Genomic DNA, 16,486 nt, shown 5'->3' with positions numbered 1-16,486 from the left:
TATATTAACCACCAATTTAAACAAAAGCAACAAGCATTTATTACGCTTACTAATGCTTTCGTTTTTGTTATGATACTTATACTTTAGCTTTAAAATGTTTTAATAGAATATTAATAACCAATATTTTAATATAATAATTATATATGAGTAAAAATATAGTCTCTACTACCAAGAGGAAACGCAAGGCAAATCGCTCCAAAAAGGTAGGTTTGCCTGCCGGTAGTCTGGTGTATTTCGGTAATAAAGAGAAGCCTCTCAATATAGAAGTCTTTGCCTATAACGAGCATTCTTGTGAGGTAAAGAAAGTCTCTTCGGCTGAGGAAGCTCTTAAATTTATAATCGATAGCCGTATCACGTGGGTGAATGTAAACGGCTTAAACAATATTGAGGAAGTAAAAAAGTTAGGTGCTTATACTCATTTAGATAACCTATTTTTGGAAGACGTACTCGATACCGAACACCGACCTAAAGTAGAAATCCTCGATGAACATATTCTTGTGATCATTAAAATGCTGTACTACGGCAAAGATAAGCAACTCATTTCAGAGCACTTAGCTTTATTATTGGGCAAAAATTACCTCATCACTTTTCAAGAAAGTGAAGACGAAGACGTGTTTGACCCTGTGCGCAAGCGTTTACAAAACGCCGATAGCAGTCTGCGCAAACGCCCCGCTGACTATTTGCTATTCGGACTCTTAGATGCTATTGTAGACAACTATTTTGTGATTTTGGATAAAGTAAGCGATAAGATTGAAACCATTGAAGATGATATTATTATTCACCCTCGTGAAGATATGATTTCCGAAATCCAGTTGCTGAGAAAGAGTGCTATCTTTTTGCAAAAATCGATTACGCCCTCGCGTGAGGTAGTAAACAAGATAGAGAAAACCCCTCATCATCTTATCGACATCGATACTAAGCATTATTTCCGTGACCTCCACGACCACACGGTGCAAATTGTCGAAACACTCAGCACCTACCGCGATATTCTATGGGGACTTACTGACACCTATATGGGGGCAATGAGTAACAAAATGAACAACATTATGCGCTTGCTCACCCTTATTTCTACTATCTTTATTCCGCTCACTTTTATTGTGGGGGTATACGGTATGAATTTCAAGTATATGCCTGAATTAGAAGTATGGTGGGCATATCCGTTAGTATGGTTGGTGATGATAGGTATTTCAGTAACAATGATTTTCTACTTCAAACGCAAAAAATGGCTTTGATTTTTGTAAAAATACACTATCTTTGCGCGCTATGAATTTGTTAGACGAGAATGTACAACGCTTTATCAGGGAATACGAGGGGACAACTACAACATTGCTCCTTAAAAAAACTATGTTCAATGGCATTTCTAACAAAGAATTAGCACAACAGATTGAAGGCAGGCGTACAGCAGCTAAAAAACTTCCTTTTTTGCTTACTACGGAAGGTATATTGTTCCCTCCAACACTTAATTTAGAGCAAACCTCCTCCGAGGCAACCGCTCAGTACAAGGCACAAGGCTTGCACGGAGAACGGTTTTTAGATCTTACTTGTGGGTTCGGTATTGATGCATTTTTTCTTTCAGAGAAGTTTAAAGAAGTTACGTTGGTAGAACAAAATAAGGAACTTCTCAGTAAAGTAGAACATAATTGGCAGGTTCTAGGGCGCAAGGCTACATTTATAAATGGAAGCGCAGAAGCTTTTTTGAAAGCCACAACAGCACATTACAACCTTATTTATCTCGATCCTGCTCGTAGAGACGCACTCAAACAAAAGAAGTTTCTTTTAGAAGACCTCTCACCTAATATCTTAGAGTTACAGTCTGTACTATTGCAAAAAGCAGATAAAGTGCTTACCAAACTATCACCTATGATAGATATTAGTTATCTGTTGCATACGCTACCCAAGATAACACATATTCATTTGGTAGCCTTGCGCAATGAAGTAAAGGAGGTATTGGTAGTACAAGAACCTAAAAAAGAAACGCAAGTACAAATACATTGTGTGAATTTGGAGACTGAAGAGCCTATTTTGCAATTTACAGAAGAAGTGTTGCATAGTTCTCAAGTGGTGTATAGTGCGCCTAAACAATACTTGTATATCCCTAATAATGCTTTGTTGAAATCAGGCGCTTTTAATTATATAACGCAGTATTTTGAGGTAGAGAAGTTGGACGTAAATACCCATCTATACACTTCCAAGCAACTAAAAAAGCCCTTTGCCGGACGTGTTTTGCAGGTAACTCCTATCAATCCTAAAGAGTTAAAAAAAGGTAGTAAATATTGTATTCTCTCTAAAAACTATCCGTTATCGGTAGCAGAAATTAAAAAGAAATACCGTATTGTGGAAGGTGGTAATGAATATCTTATATTTACCCGTTCCGTTGAGGGGTTGGTCGTACTTTTAGGGAAGGTAATCGAGTGAGAAAGTTTTTTCTTTTGAGGTAAAAATGCTTAGTAAACGATAGTTGTACACTGGGAGGGGAGTAATCAAGCGAATAGGTTTGTTATCCGTAGGATAAACTGACTTGTTATTAAAAATTCCCGATAAGGCTACAGTCCAATCATCTTTCAGATATACAAACGAAAAGCGTGTCACAGAAGTAGGATAAACCTTAATATTCAGCTGTTGCAGTATGTCCATTTGGTTACCGAAATTCAATCCACCGATAAATGCCCCTGTAAGTAACCAGTGTTTGCCAGCTACCCACGAATAGCCATAGCCCACGTGAAAACCTATTTGGAAATTCTCAAAAGCCTCGCTACTTACATTCTCTGTGTTAGCATCAGGCTCTATGCGATGCCAATAGAAACCACTGCCAAAAAGCAAACTCCCCGCCGATTTCACTTGGAGTTCGCTTTGCTCAAAGGCAGCTCGTGCCGAAAACTTGTCAGCACGCCATACGTAAGTGCTTTCTACACCTATTTGCTGGGTAGAAAGGGTAGGGAAGAGGGTGTAATTCCCTTTACCTCTATCGATATAAAATCCTGTATAGTCTTGATAATAAGCATCTATAAGTATGCGTTTACCGTATTTATGTGCTTGTATATCAATACTGCGAGTTTTTAGATTTGTTTCATTTTTTAGTCGGAATAAGTTCTGTGCATAAAGTACGTTAAGCCCTAATATCTTGCGCAAACCTATTCCAACTCCTAAACTAAATGGGTAGTTGGGTGAATAAGCCTCTTTCCCTTGCGTAAGTATGAGCATTTTGGTAGGAGTATATGCTCTGAGCCATATTTCTTGCGGATAAGGTTGAATGTAGGTAGTATCGCGCTCTTGTGCAAAGAACGAAAGGCAACCTCCCCACAAAAAAATCAATAATAAGGCTCGTAAATTCATTATAATATATAAAAACGGGTGCAAAAGTAATACATTTTTAGCAACTATGAAAATCATACTCAAATACTTTCCCTCACTTAGTGAGTTGCAACAACAACAATTTGCAGAGCTCAAACCACTGTACGAAAAGTGGAATGCTCAAATAAACGTCATCTCGCGCAAAGATATAGACGATTTCTACGAACGACACGTGTTGCATAGCTTGGCAATAGCTAAACGCATTCATTTCGTTGATGGCACAGTACTATTAGATGTCGGTACTGGTGGAGGATTTCCTGGCATACCTTTGGCTATAATGTTCCCTAACTGTCAGTTTACATTGGTCGATTCTATCGGGAAGAAAATAAAAGTAGTACAAGAAGTAGTAAAAGCTTTAAGGCTCACCAATGTAACGGCTATGCAGATAAGAGCCGAAGAACTAAAAGATACTTACGACTTTGTGGTAAGTCGCGCCGTTACTCAAATGAAGGACTTTGTACCTTGGGTAAAAGGAAAGTTTAAGAAGACTTCTAAAAACGACCTCCCCAATGGTATTCTTTACTTAAAAGGCGGTGACCTTACTGAGGAGTTAGCACCTTTCCCTAAGGCAGAACTGACTGATATCAGTAGTTATTACGATGAACCTTTCTTCGAGACTAAGAAAATAGTGTATTTAAAGGGATAAAATATTAGAACCAAAGCATAAAAAAGGCTGTCTAAAATGACAGCCTTTTTTATGCTTTAAATTTTCTTGAGTTGTTGTTGCATCATCTTTATTTGGTCGCTCATCAAGTTTTGCTTATCTAGCTTTTTAGCCTCAGTGAGGAGTTCCTGTGCTTCGCGTTTTTTCCGCTTTTGCATCATAATACCTGCCAAACTCAATTTTGCCATCGCTATGTCATAACTCATCGTAAGTCCCAATTGTAGGGCTTTACGAAAGTATTTTTCTGCTTGAGTAAGGTTCTTTTGCGAGTAGATAATACCGTACATATAGTTGTAATAGCCTTGTTGTTTGCGGAGTAAAGCTGTCTGAGGGTCTGCTATTTTGCCGAGCCATTTTTCCATTCCTGCAAAGTCTTGCTTGCGCAAACGTAAGAATGTGAGAAGTATAAATTCGTTGCGAAAATAGAGTAAAATAGGAATAAGAGAAAGCGAAATAAGCGCTATACCATTTCCTATATTCCCCTGTGTGAACTGATATACCGCCCACGCTATGATAAGCACGGCTATAACTATCTTTAAATATTTGTTCTGTAAATATTTCATTTCTGTTTTTGTTTTAAAAGTTTGCAAAGGTAGTAATTCTTCTTGAATAATGCTAATATTTAATCCTTTTTTTCAACAAAGAGACTTTCGGGGTATTCTATATGAGTGAGATATAACCCACAAGCGGGAACCGAAGCTCCTGCTTTACTGCGTTTCTTACTGATGATAATATCTTCAAAATCTGTAAGCGAAAGTTTCTGTAAGCCTACATCTATAAGTGTTCCTACAATCGCCCGTACCATATTGCGCAAGAAACGGTCGGCAGTAATAGTAAAAATAAGTTGCTTCTCCACCTTATCCCAATGCGCTTCGTATATTTTGCAATTATATGTCTTTACATCGGTATGTGTTTTAGAGAAGCACTGAAAATCAGTATAATCAAAAAGTATTTGAGCCGCTTCATTCATAAGCGCTACATTTAACGGAAGAGTAAATGCCATCGCATAATCGTAAGCAAAAACATCTTTTTGAGTGCTAATATGGTACTGATAAGTGCGTTTCAAAGCGTCAAAACGGGCGTGGGCATTAGGCTGTACTTCATATATATGATGAACAGCTATATCTTTTGGAAGAAAAGCATTTAACTTGTGAACCAGATTAGCGGGCAACGTTTCTATCACATCAAAGTGAGCATACATCTGCGAAGCGTGCACACCACTATCAGTGCGACCTGCTCCCACAACTTCTATAGGCGTTCGCAAAAGAGTAGAAAGAGCCTTCTGTAAAACTTCTTGCACTGAAATAGCTTTGGGCTGGGATTGCCAACCGTAATAGTTTTTACCAAAGAAAGAAAGTTCTATAAAATAACGCATTTTTATCTTTATAAAAAGTAAAAGGTAACAGAGCATAACTCTGTTACCTTTTAACGAACATCTTATACTAAATTATTATTCACCCAATAGTTTTTTAACACGTTGGAAGTTAGCACTGTCGCTCAAAGCTCCATAAATGCTCTTTAGTTGTTCCAAGATATTTTTATCGTTACCATTGGCTTTCACGTAGCTTTCTAATACTTCAGCAGCTTTTTTAAACAAAGCTTCTTTTTGGTCTCTAAGTTCATTGAATTTCTTAGTATCAGCAGCCGAATTGCCTAATGAATTCATTTGCTCAACCAAAGCATTACCTTCATTAATGTAAGTAGTCGAAAGGTTCAAAGTAGCATCAGCATATTTAGGCTTAATTTTAAGTGCTTGTTCAAAAGCTTTACGAGCCTCTATATTGTTACCTTGTTGCATATTGATAACCCCAATATTGTAGTGAAGATCAGCATTATTAGGGTCAAGCTGTGCAGCTTCTTGCATTAGTTGTTTGAATTTTTCTTTATTGTCTAATTGCAAGTAAACATTCGCTTCAGCAAGAATGATGTTAGCATCTTTAGGATAAGCTTTTCTTGCTTCTGCAAAAGCTTTTAGTGCCTCATCAGTCTTGTTTTGCTCTACGTAAATAAAGGCAATATTCTTCACGATGTCAGCACGTTTTGAAGGCGTTTTTTCATTTCTAGCTTTTTCGTGAGTACCTGCTTTTACCATCAAATCACGCTGATTTTTATCAGGGAAAGTTTCCTCTTTTTTAGTTTGTTTATTAGTAGCCAAATAAAGTGTTTCAGCACCGTCATAACCTAAGTCTTTCAACTCTTTATAAAGTTTCACAGCGTTGTCATAATCTTTATTTTCAACCGATACTACTGCCGCATTGTACAAAAATACAGTATCACGCGGACTGAGGCGGTATACTTGTTCAAAAGCAACCGAAGCATTCTTGTAGTTTTTACGCTCGTAATTGTCTTGTGCTTGCTTAGCTGCAATATTAATAGCCTCATCAGCCAAAGTTTGCAACTGGTTTGTGTATTTGCCTTTACCTCCTTCTAATTGTCTTACTTTCGCAAAAGCTGAAGAAGCCGCTTGCAACGAAGCCAATACATTTTCATTTTTCTTGGCAGCCTCCACATTCACTTGTGCTTCCAAGAAATAGAACTGAGGTGCAAATTCAGTACCCTCAATAGAACCTTTAATGGAGCTTAATCCGCTTTTGGCAGTTGCTAAATCTCCTTTACGGATTTGTTTTTCAATCTCTTTGAGTTCTTTTTTTTGTCCGAATGCCACTGCCGAAATCAGTAAGGCAGCAGCCATTAATAATGGTTTTCTCATATTGTTTTGCAATTTTAACGCAGTTTTTTGTTTTATGTACTAATTTGAAGTCGCAAATGTAGCACTTTATTTTTAAAGCACCAAATATTATCAACTTTTTATTTAGCAACAAAACTTGTGCCAACCGCATTCTTCTGACAATTAGTCCGTTGAAGTTCCTCGAAAGTTACATCTTCTTATCTTCAATTCTCATAAACATTCCTCAAAAGTTACTCACACTAAAAATTGCATTTTTTTTGCCAAAATCACGTTTTTATGATTTTTTTCTCAATAACGTAGATACCTCTTTCTACCAATTGAGATTCAACTTAGTAACCTCTTTCCTTCGTCTTTTGTTCGTCTTTCCTTCGTCTTAGGTTCGCTCTTCCTTCGGTTAAGATACATCTAAAAGGTAAGATAGGTATATTTTATATCTAACTGATATACAACTAATTATTATTTTCTATTCACTAAAAGATGAAAAAGAATTTTGTTGTCTTATTTTAAAAAAATATGCCCTATTTTAGAAATTTTAGCATTTTTTTCTCAGCTTCTCCAAAGTCATATAGTACTTGTATTAATCAACCTTCATTTTCTTTTAATTTTGAAACGAATTTGTTCGATTTCTGGCACGTAGTCTCACTGTAAAAAGAATACTTTTCACCTATTATATTATTGTTTTTCATTAACAATAAAATTTATAAAGTATTACTATTGTATTTCCGATTATTATTTGTATCTTTGCCCTCAAATAAAATCTTATGAAGAAATTAACTTTAATCGCATTCCTTTTAATTGTCTTTTCTTGTAAGACAAACCCTTTTACAGGAAAGAGTACCCTTAACTTTATGCCTAATAGTCAGGTATTTCCGATGGCTTTTAGTGAGTATTCCACCTTTTTAAAATCTAATAAGGTAGTGAAAAATACAAACGATGCCGCTATGGTGAAACGAGTAGGCGAACGTATAGCCAAAGCTGCCAAACTATGGCTCGATACCAATGGTTATAAAGGCTATTTAGATGATTATCGTTGGGAATATAACTTGGTAGATAGTCCCGAGGTAAATGCTTGGTGTATGCCAGGGGGGAAGATTGTGGTTTATACGGGAATTTTACCTATTACACAATCCGAAACAGGTTTGGCAGTGGTAATGGGGCACGAGGTGGCTCACGCTTTAGCCGACCACGGAGCACAACGTATGAGTGCTGCTACCTTACAACAAATAGGTGCTATTGCAGGTTCAGTAGCCTTGCAAACTAGCAAATACGCTGCTTATACCGACCAGTTTATGCTCGCTTACGGCTTAGGGTCTAACTTAGGGGTAATGTTGCCCTTTAGTCGTTCTAACGAAACAGAAGCCGATGCCATAGGTATCCAGATTATGGCAATTGCTGGTTATGACCCCGCTGAGGCTCCTGAATTGTGGAAACGTATGAGTGCCAAGAGTAATGGTAAATCTACACCTACTATTTTAAGCACCCACCCTTCTGATGCCTCTCGTATCAAAAACCTCACTGCCTTAGTACCCAAAGCACGTGCTGAAGCTGCTAAGTTTGGAGTCACCCATTTTCAATAACTAAAAGATATGATAAGCATCGCTACGATTCCTCTTTTGAAGGAGTAGAGGGAGAGGTTGTCAATATTTTAGTATTATTCACACCAATATAGGTAACAAATAAAACATTATAAAGATATGCAACAAGTTTACGATAAAATTAATGAAACGGCTCGTATCATACAGTCGTACATCACAGAGCACACTCCTGAATTTGCTATTATTTTAGGTTCTGGACTCAATAAGTTAGAAGATGAAGTAGAAGTAATTTCTGAGATTAAATACAACAATATCCCTAACTTCCCTAAATCTACTGTAGAAGGACACAAAGGTAAACTGATTTACGGTAAAATAGAAAACCGCTATGTGCTAATGATGGCAGGGCGTGTGCATTATTACGAAGGATATACAATGCAAGAAGTAACCTTCCCAATACGCGTTTTTGCACAATTAGGTATTAAACGTCTGATTGTTTCTAACGCTTCAGGAGGGGTGAACCCTAACTTTTCAATAGGTGATGTAATGGTTATTCGCGACCATATCAATTTATTTCCTGAGCACCCTCTACGCGGTAAGAACTTAGACCTATTTGGTGCGCGCTTCCCCGATATGAGCAAGCCTTATAGCCAAGCTATGATAACCGAGCTCGAAAAGATAGCTAAGAAACATAAAATCAAGCTCCAAAAAGGAGTGTATGTAGGTTTGCAAGGTCCTTCTTTTGAAACCCCAGCCGAATATGGTATGGTGCGCATTTTAGGAGGTGATGCCGTAGGTATGAGTACCGTGCCCGAAGTAATTGTAGCACGTCATCAGAATATGGAAGTGTGTGCTCTTTCAGTCATCACCGACTTAGGTGGTCCCGACATCTCCCCCGATGTATCACACGAAGAAGTACTCAACGCCGCTAATATCGCAATGCCAAACGTGATATTATTGGTGAAGAATTTGATTAAAAGCTATCAATAGTTTTTAGTTGTGGTATAAACTTTGCCAAAGTTTCAATAGCTTGTTGTGCTACAACCTTTGGCAAAGTTAAATTACCAAATTATTTACTTTTCACTCCTTACTCTTCACTTTTTGCTTTTATAAGCTTTAGCACCTTCTCAGGGCAACGCACCGGTCTGAAAGTCCTCGCATCTACAAACACCAATACAGTATTAGCCGTAGAGAGTAATTCTCCTTTTTCATTGAGAATTTCATAGTCAAACTCTATTTTTGTAGAGGGTAATTCTTTTAACTTGGTACGAATAGTAATGAGCTCGTCATACAAAGCAGGCTTTTTATACTGAATTTGCAGAGATACCACAGGCATCATTATTCCTTCTTCTTCCATCGCCTTATAGGTAAAGCCAATAGACCTTAGCCACTCCACTCTTCCCAATTCAAGATACTGAGGATAATTCCCATAGTACACTACCCCCATTTGGTCAGTTTCTGCATAGCGTGTACGCAATACATAATCAAAATATAATTCTTTCATATTTAGATAGATATAAATATTAACAAAATATTAACAGTGCTCCCATATAAAATAAAAGTACAAAAACAAATGTTAAATATTTTTTTTATTCAAAAATTATTCACAACTTTGCTCACTGAAAAAACAACAGTTTTATCACCGGCAAAATTAGTAAAAAAATCTAATAATCAAATTTTTAGCTAAAAAGTAGCACTAAAAAAGATGAAAGAAGCAGCTGAAAAAGTCTGGAGTAGGTGTCTTGAATTTATAAAAGACAATATCACTGAGCAACCATTTAACACTTGGTTCGCTCCTATCGTACCTGTAGAATTAGAGGGCAACACCCTAAAAATCAAAGTGCCCAGTAAATTCTTTTGCGAGTGGTTAGAAGAAAATTATATTTCTCTTCTCAAATCAGCTATGACTTTTACCTTAGGTGTAAACTCTCGCCTCGTATATATTGTCGATACTCCTCTTACTAAAGAACAACTTCCTAGTACTAATCGGCCGGAATTAGCAAAACAGACTTTGACTTTAGCTACTGAAACCAAAGACCCTGGACTTAAAAATCCTTTCGTAATACCGGGTATTCGCGAAATAACTGTTGATCCTCAGCTGAACTTACATCAGAACTTCGACAACTTTGTGGAGGGGGCTTCCAATCGTTTAGCGCGCTCTGCAGGTATGGCAGTTGCCAACAAACCTGGGGGTACGGCTTTCAATCCGCTATTTATCTTCGGAGGAGTAGGCTTAGGTAAAACCCACTTGGCACACGCAATAGGGGTAGATATCAAAGAAAAATACCCTAAAAAGAAGGTGTTATACGTCTCTGCCGAAAAGTTCACCCAACAGTTTATCAGTGCTTCCACAGCCAAAGATAAAGATAAGAATACACTTAACGACTTTATACACTTCTATCAGCTCATCGATGTGCTGATAGTTGATGATATTCAGTTCCTATCAGGGAAGGTAAAAACCCAAGATGCTTTCTTTCACATCTTCAATCATCTGCACCAAAATGGGAAACAGGTAATTCTCACTTCCGATAAAGCACCAGTTGATTTATTCGATATCGAACAGCGCTTGCTCTCTCGCTTCAAATGGGGGCTTTCAGCCGAACTCCAAACGCCCGACTATGAAACACGCTATAAAATATTAGAAAATAAATTCTATAATGATGGCGCTGAAATAGGTGAGGATATTATCGCTTATTTAGCTGAAAATATTCGTACCAATGTGCGCGAACTCGAAGGGGTGAGTAATTCACTGATTGCACAAGCAGCTTTCAACCGCAAAGAGTACTCTATAGAACTCGCACAAAGCATTATTGATAAATCGGTAAAGAATAACCGAAACGATTTGACGATTGACCATATTCAGCAAATCATCGCCGATTACTTTGGCTTAGATATAGAATCCTTGCATTCAAAAACTAGAAAGCGCAATGTGGTTCAAGCACGACAGTTGGCGATGTTTTTCTCGAAGAAATACACCAAAAATTCGCTTTCTACTATTGGAAGCCAAATAGGACAGCGCGACCACGCTACAGTGCTACACGCTTGTAAAACGGTGGAAAACCTAATAGAAACCGACCGTGCATTCAAGAAATATGTAAGTGATTTGGAAACTAAATTCTCTGACTGATGGAATCCTTATCTCAACTATTACCACAAGAAGAACGATTAGCGGTAAGCAATGAACAAAAATCTTTGAAAATAGGGCTTCCCAAAGAGCACACCTTTCAGGAGCATCGCTTCTGCTTAACTCCCGATGAAGTAGCGGTATTAGTGGCTAACGGACATCAAATACTAATAGAAGCTGGGGCAGGAGAGGAGGCTCATTTTTCCGATACCGACTATAGTGAGGCAGGTGTCGAAATAGTATACGATACCCAAGAAATATTCGCGTGCCCTATTGTGCTAAAAGTTCAACCACCCACTACTGATGAACTCGCTTACTTTAATGCTCAAACCGTATTGTTGTCGGCTTTACAACTTAACACTCAAGATAAAACTTACTTCGAGACGCTTGCACAAAAGCAAATCACTGCCTTAGCTTTTGAATATATAAAGGACGAAGCAGAAAATCATCCTATACAGCAGTCGGTTGATGAGCTCACAGGTATTGCAGCTGTACTCACCGCCTCTGAACTGCTTGCAGAAGAAAACCGCCTCTTGCTCGGCAATATCACCGGAATACCGCCTACTGAGGTAGTACTTTTGGGAGCAAATGAACTGACCAAAGCTGCTGCCAAAACTGCCTTAGGATTGGGTGCCAATGTAAAGATATTTGCTCCTTCTCTCACCGATTTGAGAAAACTGCGTACACATTTGCCCTCCTCAGTATATACCGCTACTTTGCAACCTCAGTTGCTCCGAGAAGCCTTAACACATTGCCACGTGCTTATAGGGGCTATGAGTGGAGAATGTCGCTCGCCCATAGTAGTAACCGAAGAGATGGTACAACAGATGAAGCGTGGTGCTGTGATAGTAGATGCTAGTATTGGCATAGGGGGCTGTATAGAAACCAGTAAGCTTACCACTTTAGAACAACTTACCTTTACAAAATACGAAGTAGTACATTGTGGAGTGCCTAATTTACCTTCCCGTTATGCTCATACAGCTTCAACTTTGCTCAGCAATACCCTATTACCTTACTTACTAAAAATAGGAGAGGAGGGAGGTGTAGAAAACCTTTTACAAATAGACAAAGGTTTTAGAAACGGACTCTATTCTTATCACGGAATCATTACTCATCACAACATCTCCGAGTGGTTCGGATTGCCTTACAAACCTTTACATTTATTGTTTTTATAGATACAGAATAAGTTTTCTTAATACTTTGATAATAAAATGTCCGAGAAGTTATAGAGTTAACTTCTCGGACATTTTGCTATTATTTCTAATTTCCTTTTTCTATTTTCTAATTTGTATTTTCTGTTTTGTTAAGATCTTCTAATACTGAATCAAAGAACAACAACATTTCGTGAGCGTGGTATTTGCCGTATTTGTTGAAAGTTGCTTGTGTTTTAGTATCAGGTTTCCAATCGAAGAAAGCGTGATTGGCACCTCCTACTTGTATATACTCCACCCTCTGACCGGCTTTGGAAAGGGCGCGTTCGTAAGCTTTGACCTCTTCATCTTTTATAAGTTCATCTTCTGAACCTCTAAACAACAATTGGGGTACTGCTCTTTTAGAAGCCTCTGGAATACTGTTGATAGGTGCAATTTCATTTAAATAAGGATAGTCTTTAAAGCGATGGGTAAGCATTTCAGAACGAAATACCCCATAGCTGGGTGCAGCAGCTTTGATAGCTTTAGCCAATTCATTGCGCACTTGTGCCACAGTTTTCCCTTTAGGCATATAGGTAGGCATAAATTCGTAAACACCTTGCGTTTTATTAAAACCTCTATCGCCTATACGTTCTACAAAATTCGCTGCTGAAGCCGATAAATGTCCTCCCGCACTATCGCCTGTAAGGAATAACTTACTGCTATCGCCTCCGTATTTAGCAGCGTTTTCAGAAATGTGTAACAAAGCACCATACACATCTTCTATAATTTGATGTAATTGAGTAGGAGTACTATCTCCGTCAAGTTTGTCTATCCAGCGGTAATCAATGTTGAAAACCACATATCTGCCACTGTTTGCTAGTTCGCGTGCCAAACCTCTCATCACCGATTCGGTATTGGAGCTCCATCCACCTCCGTGAATAATTACGATACAAGGTAGATTTTGCTTACCTTTAAGACTATATACATCGTATTTCAGCGGTTTTACTCCCGGTTTAGCATAAACAATATCTTGCACTACTTTCAGATTAGCTTCCGCTTTTTTAGGTATAAAACAAGCTCCTACATTCATATCTTTGTTTACTTTCACTTTGAACTCAGGTGTAGATTGTTCATAAAACATAGCTCCCCACTGTTCTGGTAAAGAGTAATAGCCACTATCAAAAATATAGCCAGTGGCAGGAGTTGCTTTGAGTGTAAGAACCGTGCCTGCTTTTACCATTCCGTCTTCAGGCAAAGTAGGACTAATAGTATACGAACCATTACGTGCCTCATCAGGCGTTACTTTGAATTTGTTTTGTGCTTGTAGCCCTACAACAAATAGGGTTATAGCACTGAATAGTATGCATTTTTTCATATATAGATAAATTAGTAATTTTACTTTTTATGACTTTTGTACTTAACGTTGCGAGCATCTTTGATTACACCTTTCCAATTGTCAGATATTTAGGTAAACAACAAAGTTAAAGCTTGTACTTTATCTGAGATAATCTTTAATAAGGCTTGTTCGAAAGTACCAAAGTTGGGCAAAAAAACATCGACTTTGTATTAATGACTAAAATAATATTCTAATACTTTTAGCTTAAAAATATATTGATATTTAGCTTTAACAAAATCGTTTTGAGCATTCTCATACTGATATTTAGCTTGACTAAAATCAAAAGTATTCATTAAACCTACATTATGACGCTCTTGCGCATAACTAAACGCCTGTTGTTTTGCTTGTACCGTCTTTTCACTTGCTTCATATAGCTTTTTAGCATTCGAAGCATCATTATAGGCTTGATAAATGTTCTTCTCAGAAGTAAGTTCTGCTTGTTCTTTAGCAAATTGACTTTTTAGAAAATTTAATCGCTGGCGTTTTACAGTTCCTAAAGTTGAAAATCCGTTAAAAATAGGAATATTAAGCGATAACCCTGCATACATACCTTTATTAGCATCAAGTTGTTGCCAAAAATCTTGCGTTTGATTCTTACTCCATCGTGAACTATAACCCCATTGAGCAGAAAGACGCGGTGAATAAGCTGATTGTGATAAACGCAAACTATTTTGAGCTACTTGCATATTCGCTTCGGCTAATTTTACATCGCTCATTACCTCTTTGGCACGCTCATAAATCTCTTCAGGAGTTTTATTGAGAATATCAGCAGAAGGTTGCTCAAAAGCACTATCTGCAATATCAAAATCTCGATAGTTTTTTAACAAAAGTAATTGTGCCAAACCCATTTTGGCAATAAAGAGAGCGTTTTCGGTTGCTATTATTTGCTGTTCTTGTGTGAGCAGTTGTGCTTCGGCTTCATAAATATCTCCTTTAGGTAAAGAACCTGCACCAATAAGTTCTCGGGTGCGCGTTAAACTTTCCTTTGAAATTTCTAACTGTGCTTTCAAATTCTTGATTTGTTCTTTATTGCTCAACACTTCAGCATAGGCATTGATAATCATCAGTACTATATCGTCTTTCATTTTATCTAACTGATATTGAGAAGCTATACGATTAAGTTCCGCCTGATGTAACTTGCGCCAATTTTGTAGTCCTGCAAAAAGAGTAAGGTCTACGCTTACTCCTCCTGATGCCGATTGAAAGAAAGCATTTTCAAACTGATTGGTTACAGGATTGATATTTTTTCCCTCATTTAAGTTATAAGATGCATTGCCATTCACCGAGGGCAAGAAACCTGCTTTGGCTTGCATTTTATCAATATCTGTGGCTTTTAAATCTATTTCCGATTGTTTAATAGATAGGTTATTTTCTTTGGCATACTGAATACAGTCGCTTAATGTCCACAGTTTTTGTGCTACTACTGAAAAAGGCAGTAAACAAAGTAAAAAAAATAACTTTTTCATCATTTTGTTCTATTCAATAAGTTGATTTTATGTATAGTTTCCGAATTATTATATATACAAAGTAATTCGTTCTTAACTATTTATCATTACAAAAAATACCTTGTTGGGACGCACTGCCTAACAAGGTATTTCTTTTTACCGTTTGTCCTCAATACCAAATTCTTTCCATTGTGTTTGAGGAATATCAATTTTTATGAGTTTTTTAATGAAAGATACTTTACTTTCTATTTCGGTAATAGTTTTACTAAGCTCTTGAGTCTTAGTTTTGAGGTCAGCTTTGAGTTTTTCTTGTTCGCTGTTGAGCGTTTCCATCTTCTTGCGGAGTTCTTCAAGCTTGGTAATGTCTTCGGCTTTCACGCCCAAAGGCAATTTGTCATTACGACCTTTTAACCCGTCAATCATCACTTGTGATTCGACTAAATTAGTTGAGTAAGTTTTCTTTGCCATAAGATTGTCAATTAAATTTTATGAAATAATTACTTGTTTTATTTGTTTCCTATATAGGAAATCGTTTTACTAAGATAGTTTTTTCAGTTTCCAACATATGAAATCATTTTCCCGAGATAGTTTTTTTGGTTTTCTATATGAGAAAACGTTTTACTGAGATAGTTTTTTTTAATTCTCTATATAGGAAATTGTTTTCCCCATATAGTTTTCTTTTCTTTTATATAAGAAGTAGAAAAAGTACCTTTTGAGATTTCTCTGCAAAGGTATGTATTATTTTTTAATAAACAAAAGAAAAAGATTATTTATCGTAGAACGCCCATTCCACCATCAAGTGCAATTTTTCAGATTACTTTCTGATAGAATAAATCTTTAGGTTTTTCAAAATCTAATACTTTTCTTGGTCTATTATTAATTTTATATTGATATTTTTTAATTTCTTTATCTGTAATATCTTTAAAATCAGTGTTTTTTGGTATGTATTGCCGTACAAGACCATTGGTGTGTTCACTAAGACCTCGCTCCCAAGAACTATAAGGATGAGCAAAGAAAAATTGTAGGTTCAATTTCTTTTCAACTCGCTTAAAGTCTGAAAATTCATTACCATTGTCAGCAGTAATTGTCTTTATATAGTTTTTGTAAGGCAAGGTCATATCTATAAGTTCATCTGCTAATGATTTAGCTTTC

16 protein-coding genes are annotated in these 16,486 nt (G+C 37.1%); 7 read left to right on the top strand and 9 right to left on the bottom strand.

The window, feature by feature from the left end:
- The first annotated feature begins 143 nt into the window (after nt 1-143).
- Both corA and HMPREF1320_RS05315 read left to right on the top strand, forming a co-directional pair.
- Nucleotides 144-1,232 carry a magnesium/cobalt transporter CorA gene (gene corA, locus HMPREF1320_RS05320; protein ID WP_009417725.1) on the top strand — a complete coding sequence of 363 codons (1,089 nt, stop codon included), beginning with the start codon at nt 144-146 and terminating at the stop codon, nt 1,230-1,232.
- A gap of 31 nt (nt 1,233-1,263) precedes the next feature.
- On the top strand, nt 1,264-2,415 hold the full coding sequence (locus tag HMPREF1320_RS05315; RefSeq protein ID WP_034554200.1) for a class I SAM-dependent methyltransferase: 1,152 nt from the start codon (nt 1,264-1,266) through the stop codon (nt 2,413-2,415).
- Here the strand turns inward: HMPREF1320_RS05315 and HMPREF1320_RS05310 are convergent.
- Complete coding sequence (locus HMPREF1320_RS05310; RefSeq protein WP_232207530.1) at nt 2,395-3,333, bottom strand: DUF4421 family protein; 939 nt, start codon at nt 3,331-3,333, stop codon at nt 2,395-2,397. The genes HMPREF1320_RS05315 and HMPREF1320_RS05310 overlap by 21 nt on opposite strands.
- A gap of 46 nt (nt 3,334-3,379) precedes the next feature.
- Between HMPREF1320_RS05310 and rsmG the strand changes: the two genes are divergently transcribed.
- On the top strand, nt 3,380-3,997 hold the full coding sequence (gene rsmG, locus HMPREF1320_RS05305; protein ID WP_009417728.1) for a 16S rRNA (guanine(527)-N(7))-methyltransferase RsmG: 618 nt from the start codon (nt 3,380-3,382) through the stop codon (nt 3,995-3,997).
- A 56-nt stretch (nt 3,998-4,053) separates the two neighbouring features.
- Here the strand turns inward: rsmG and HMPREF1320_RS05300 are convergent, their stop codons facing one another.
- The 3 genes from HMPREF1320_RS05300 to HMPREF1320_RS05290 are packed head-to-tail and all read right to left on the bottom strand — an operon-like array spanning nt 4,054 to nt 6,725.
- Nucleotides 4,054-4,578, bottom strand: a complete 525-nt coding sequence (locus HMPREF1320_RS05300; protein ID WP_009417721.1) for a hypothetical protein — start codon at nt 4,576-4,578, stop codon at nt 4,054-4,056.
- A gap of 59 nt (nt 4,579-4,637) precedes the next feature.
- Nucleotides 4,638-5,426, bottom strand: coding sequence for a tRNA pseudouridine(38-40) synthase TruA (gene truA / locus HMPREF1320_RS05295; protein ID WP_009417757.1), 789 nt, complete (start codon nt 5,424-5,426; stop codon nt 4,638-4,640).
- A gap of 39 nt (nt 5,427-5,465) precedes the next feature.
- On the bottom strand, nt 5,466-6,725 hold the full coding sequence (locus HMPREF1320_RS05290; RefSeq protein WP_009417731.1) for a tetratricopeptide repeat protein: 1,260 nt from the start codon (nt 6,723-6,725) through the stop codon (nt 5,466-5,468).
- A 740-nt stretch (nt 6,726-7,465) separates the two neighbouring features.
- Here HMPREF1320_RS05290 and HMPREF1320_RS05285 point away from each other — a divergent pair.
- Both HMPREF1320_RS05285 and HMPREF1320_RS05280 read left to right on the top strand, forming a co-directional pair.
- On the top strand, nt 7,466-8,281 hold the full coding sequence (locus tag HMPREF1320_RS05285) for a M48 family metallopeptidase (protein WP_009417753.1): 816 nt from the start codon (nt 7,466-7,468) through the stop codon (nt 8,279-8,281).
- A gap of 117 nt (nt 8,282-8,398) precedes the next feature.
- Nucleotides 8,399-9,226 carry a purine-nucleoside phosphorylase gene (locus tag HMPREF1320_RS05280; RefSeq protein ID WP_009417762.1) on the top strand — a complete coding sequence of 276 codons (828 nt, stop codon included), beginning with the start codon at nt 8,399-8,401 and terminating at the stop codon, nt 9,224-9,226.
- Between the two features lie 97 nt (nt 9,227-9,323).
- Here HMPREF1320_RS05280 and HMPREF1320_RS05275 read toward each other — a convergent pair whose 3' ends face one another.
- Nucleotides 9,324-9,740, bottom strand: coding sequence for an acyl-CoA thioesterase (locus tag HMPREF1320_RS05275; RefSeq protein WP_009417733.1), 417 nt, complete (start codon nt 9,738-9,740; stop codon nt 9,324-9,326).
- Nucleotides 9,741-9,941: 201 nt separating this feature from the next.
- Between HMPREF1320_RS05275 and dnaA the strand changes: the two genes are divergently transcribed.
- Nucleotides 9,942-11,363 (top strand): chromosomal replication initiator protein DnaA, encoded by a 1,422-nt coding sequence (gene dnaA / locus HMPREF1320_RS05270; protein ID WP_009417739.1) that lies wholly within the window; start codon nt 9,942-9,944, stop codon nt 11,361-11,363.
- Complete coding sequence (locus HMPREF1320_RS05265; RefSeq protein ID WP_009417744.1) at nt 11,363-12,535, top strand: alanine dehydrogenase; 1,173 nt, start codon at nt 11,363-11,365, stop codon at nt 12,533-12,535. The genes dnaA and HMPREF1320_RS05265 overlap by 1 nt, the downstream gene beginning before the upstream one ends.
- Nucleotides 12,536-12,641: 106 nt before the next feature.
- Here HMPREF1320_RS05265 and HMPREF1320_RS05260 read toward each other — a convergent pair whose 3' ends face one another.
- The 4 genes from HMPREF1320_RS05260 to HMPREF1320_RS05245 form a co-directional block, all read right to left on the bottom strand.
- The gene (locus tag HMPREF1320_RS05260; protein ID WP_009417730.1) at nt 12,642-13,868 is read right to left on the bottom strand and encodes an alpha/beta hydrolase; all 1,227 of its coding nucleotides are present in this window, start codon (nt 13,866-13,868) and stop codon (nt 12,642-12,644) included.
- Nucleotides 13,869-14,059: 191 nt separating this feature from the next.
- Entirely contained in the window at nt 14,060-15,358 is a 1,299-nt protein-coding gene (locus HMPREF1320_RS05255) for a TolC family protein (protein WP_009417738.1), read from the bottom strand.
- A gap of 132 nt (nt 15,359-15,490) precedes the next feature.
- Entirely contained in the window at nt 15,491-15,802 is a 312-nt protein-coding gene (locus HMPREF1320_RS05250; RefSeq protein WP_002672015.1) for a hypothetical protein, read from the bottom strand.
- A 341-nt stretch (nt 15,803-16,143) separates the two neighbouring features.
- Nucleotides 16,144-16,486, bottom strand: a 343-nt coding sequence (locus tag HMPREF1320_RS05245) for an IS30 family transposase (RefSeq protein WP_009417300.1), incomplete at its 5' end; no start/stop codon positions are given.

This window comes from Capnocytophaga sp. oral taxon 335 str. F0486, assembly GCF_000277665.1.
Classification (GTDB): Bacteria; Bacteroidota; Bacteroidia; order Flavobacteriales; family Flavobacteriaceae; genus Capnocytophaga; species Capnocytophaga ochracea.
Note: the sequence above shows the minus strand (reverse complement) of the source record. Positions and strands in the feature narration are given on the sequence as shown.

Excerpts from the sequence above, each read along its gene's own strand:
- HMPREF1320_RS05310 (WP_232207530.1), bottom strand. The coding sequence starts at position 3,333 with ATGAATTTACGAGCCTTATTATTGATTTTTTTGTGGGGAGGTTGCCTT.
- dnaA (WP_009417739.1), top strand. The coding sequence starts at position 9,942 with ATGAAAGAAGCAGCTGAAAAAGTCTGGAGTAGGTGTCTTGAATTTATA.
- corA (WP_009417725.1), top strand. The coding sequence starts at position 144 with ATGAGTAAAAATATAGTCTCTACTACCAAGAGGAAACGCAAGGCAAAT.
- HMPREF1320_RS05280 (WP_009417762.1), top strand. The coding sequence starts at position 8,399 with ATGCAACAAGTTTACGATAAAATTAATGAAACGGCTCGTATCATACAG.
- HMPREF1320_RS05300 (WP_009417721.1), bottom strand. The coding sequence starts at position 4,578 with ATGAAATATTTACAGAACAAATATTTAAAGATAGTTATAGCCGTGCTT.
- HMPREF1320_RS05260 (WP_009417730.1), bottom strand. The coding sequence starts at position 13,868 with ATGAAAAAATGCATACTATTCAGTGCTATAACCCTATTTGTTGTAGGG.
- truA (WP_009417757.1), bottom strand. The coding sequence starts at position 5,426 with ATGCTCTGTTACCTTTTACTTTTTATAAAGATAAAAATGCGTTATTTT.
- HMPREF1320_RS05250 (WP_002672015.1), bottom strand. The coding sequence starts at position 15,802 with ATGGCAAAGAAAACTTACTCAACTAATTTAGTCGAATCACAAGTGATG.
- HMPREF1320_RS05255 (WP_009417738.1), bottom strand. The coding sequence starts at position 15,358 with ATGATGAAAAAGTTATTTTTTTTACTTTGTTTACTGCCTTTTTCAGTA.
- rsmG (WP_009417728.1), top strand. The coding sequence starts at position 3,380 with ATGAAAATCATACTCAAATACTTTCCCTCACTTAGTGAGTTGCAACAA.
- HMPREF1320_RS05290 (WP_009417731.1), bottom strand. The coding sequence starts at position 6,725 with ATGAGAAAACCATTATTAATGGCTGCTGCCTTACTGATTTCGGCAGTG.
- HMPREF1320_RS05275 (WP_009417733.1), bottom strand. The coding sequence starts at position 9,740 with ATGAAAGAATTATATTTTGATTATGTATTGCGTACACGCTATGCAGAA.
- HMPREF1320_RS05315 (WP_034554200.1), top strand. The coding sequence starts at position 1,264 with ATGAATTTGTTAGACGAGAATGTACAACGCTTTATCAGGGAATACGAG.
- HMPREF1320_RS05285 (WP_009417753.1), top strand. The coding sequence starts at position 7,466 with ATGAAGAAATTAACTTTAATCGCATTCCTTTTAATTGTCTTTTCTTGT.
- HMPREF1320_RS05265 (WP_009417744.1), top strand. The coding sequence starts at position 11,363 with ATGGAATCCTTATCTCAACTATTACCACAAGAAGAACGATTAGCGGTA.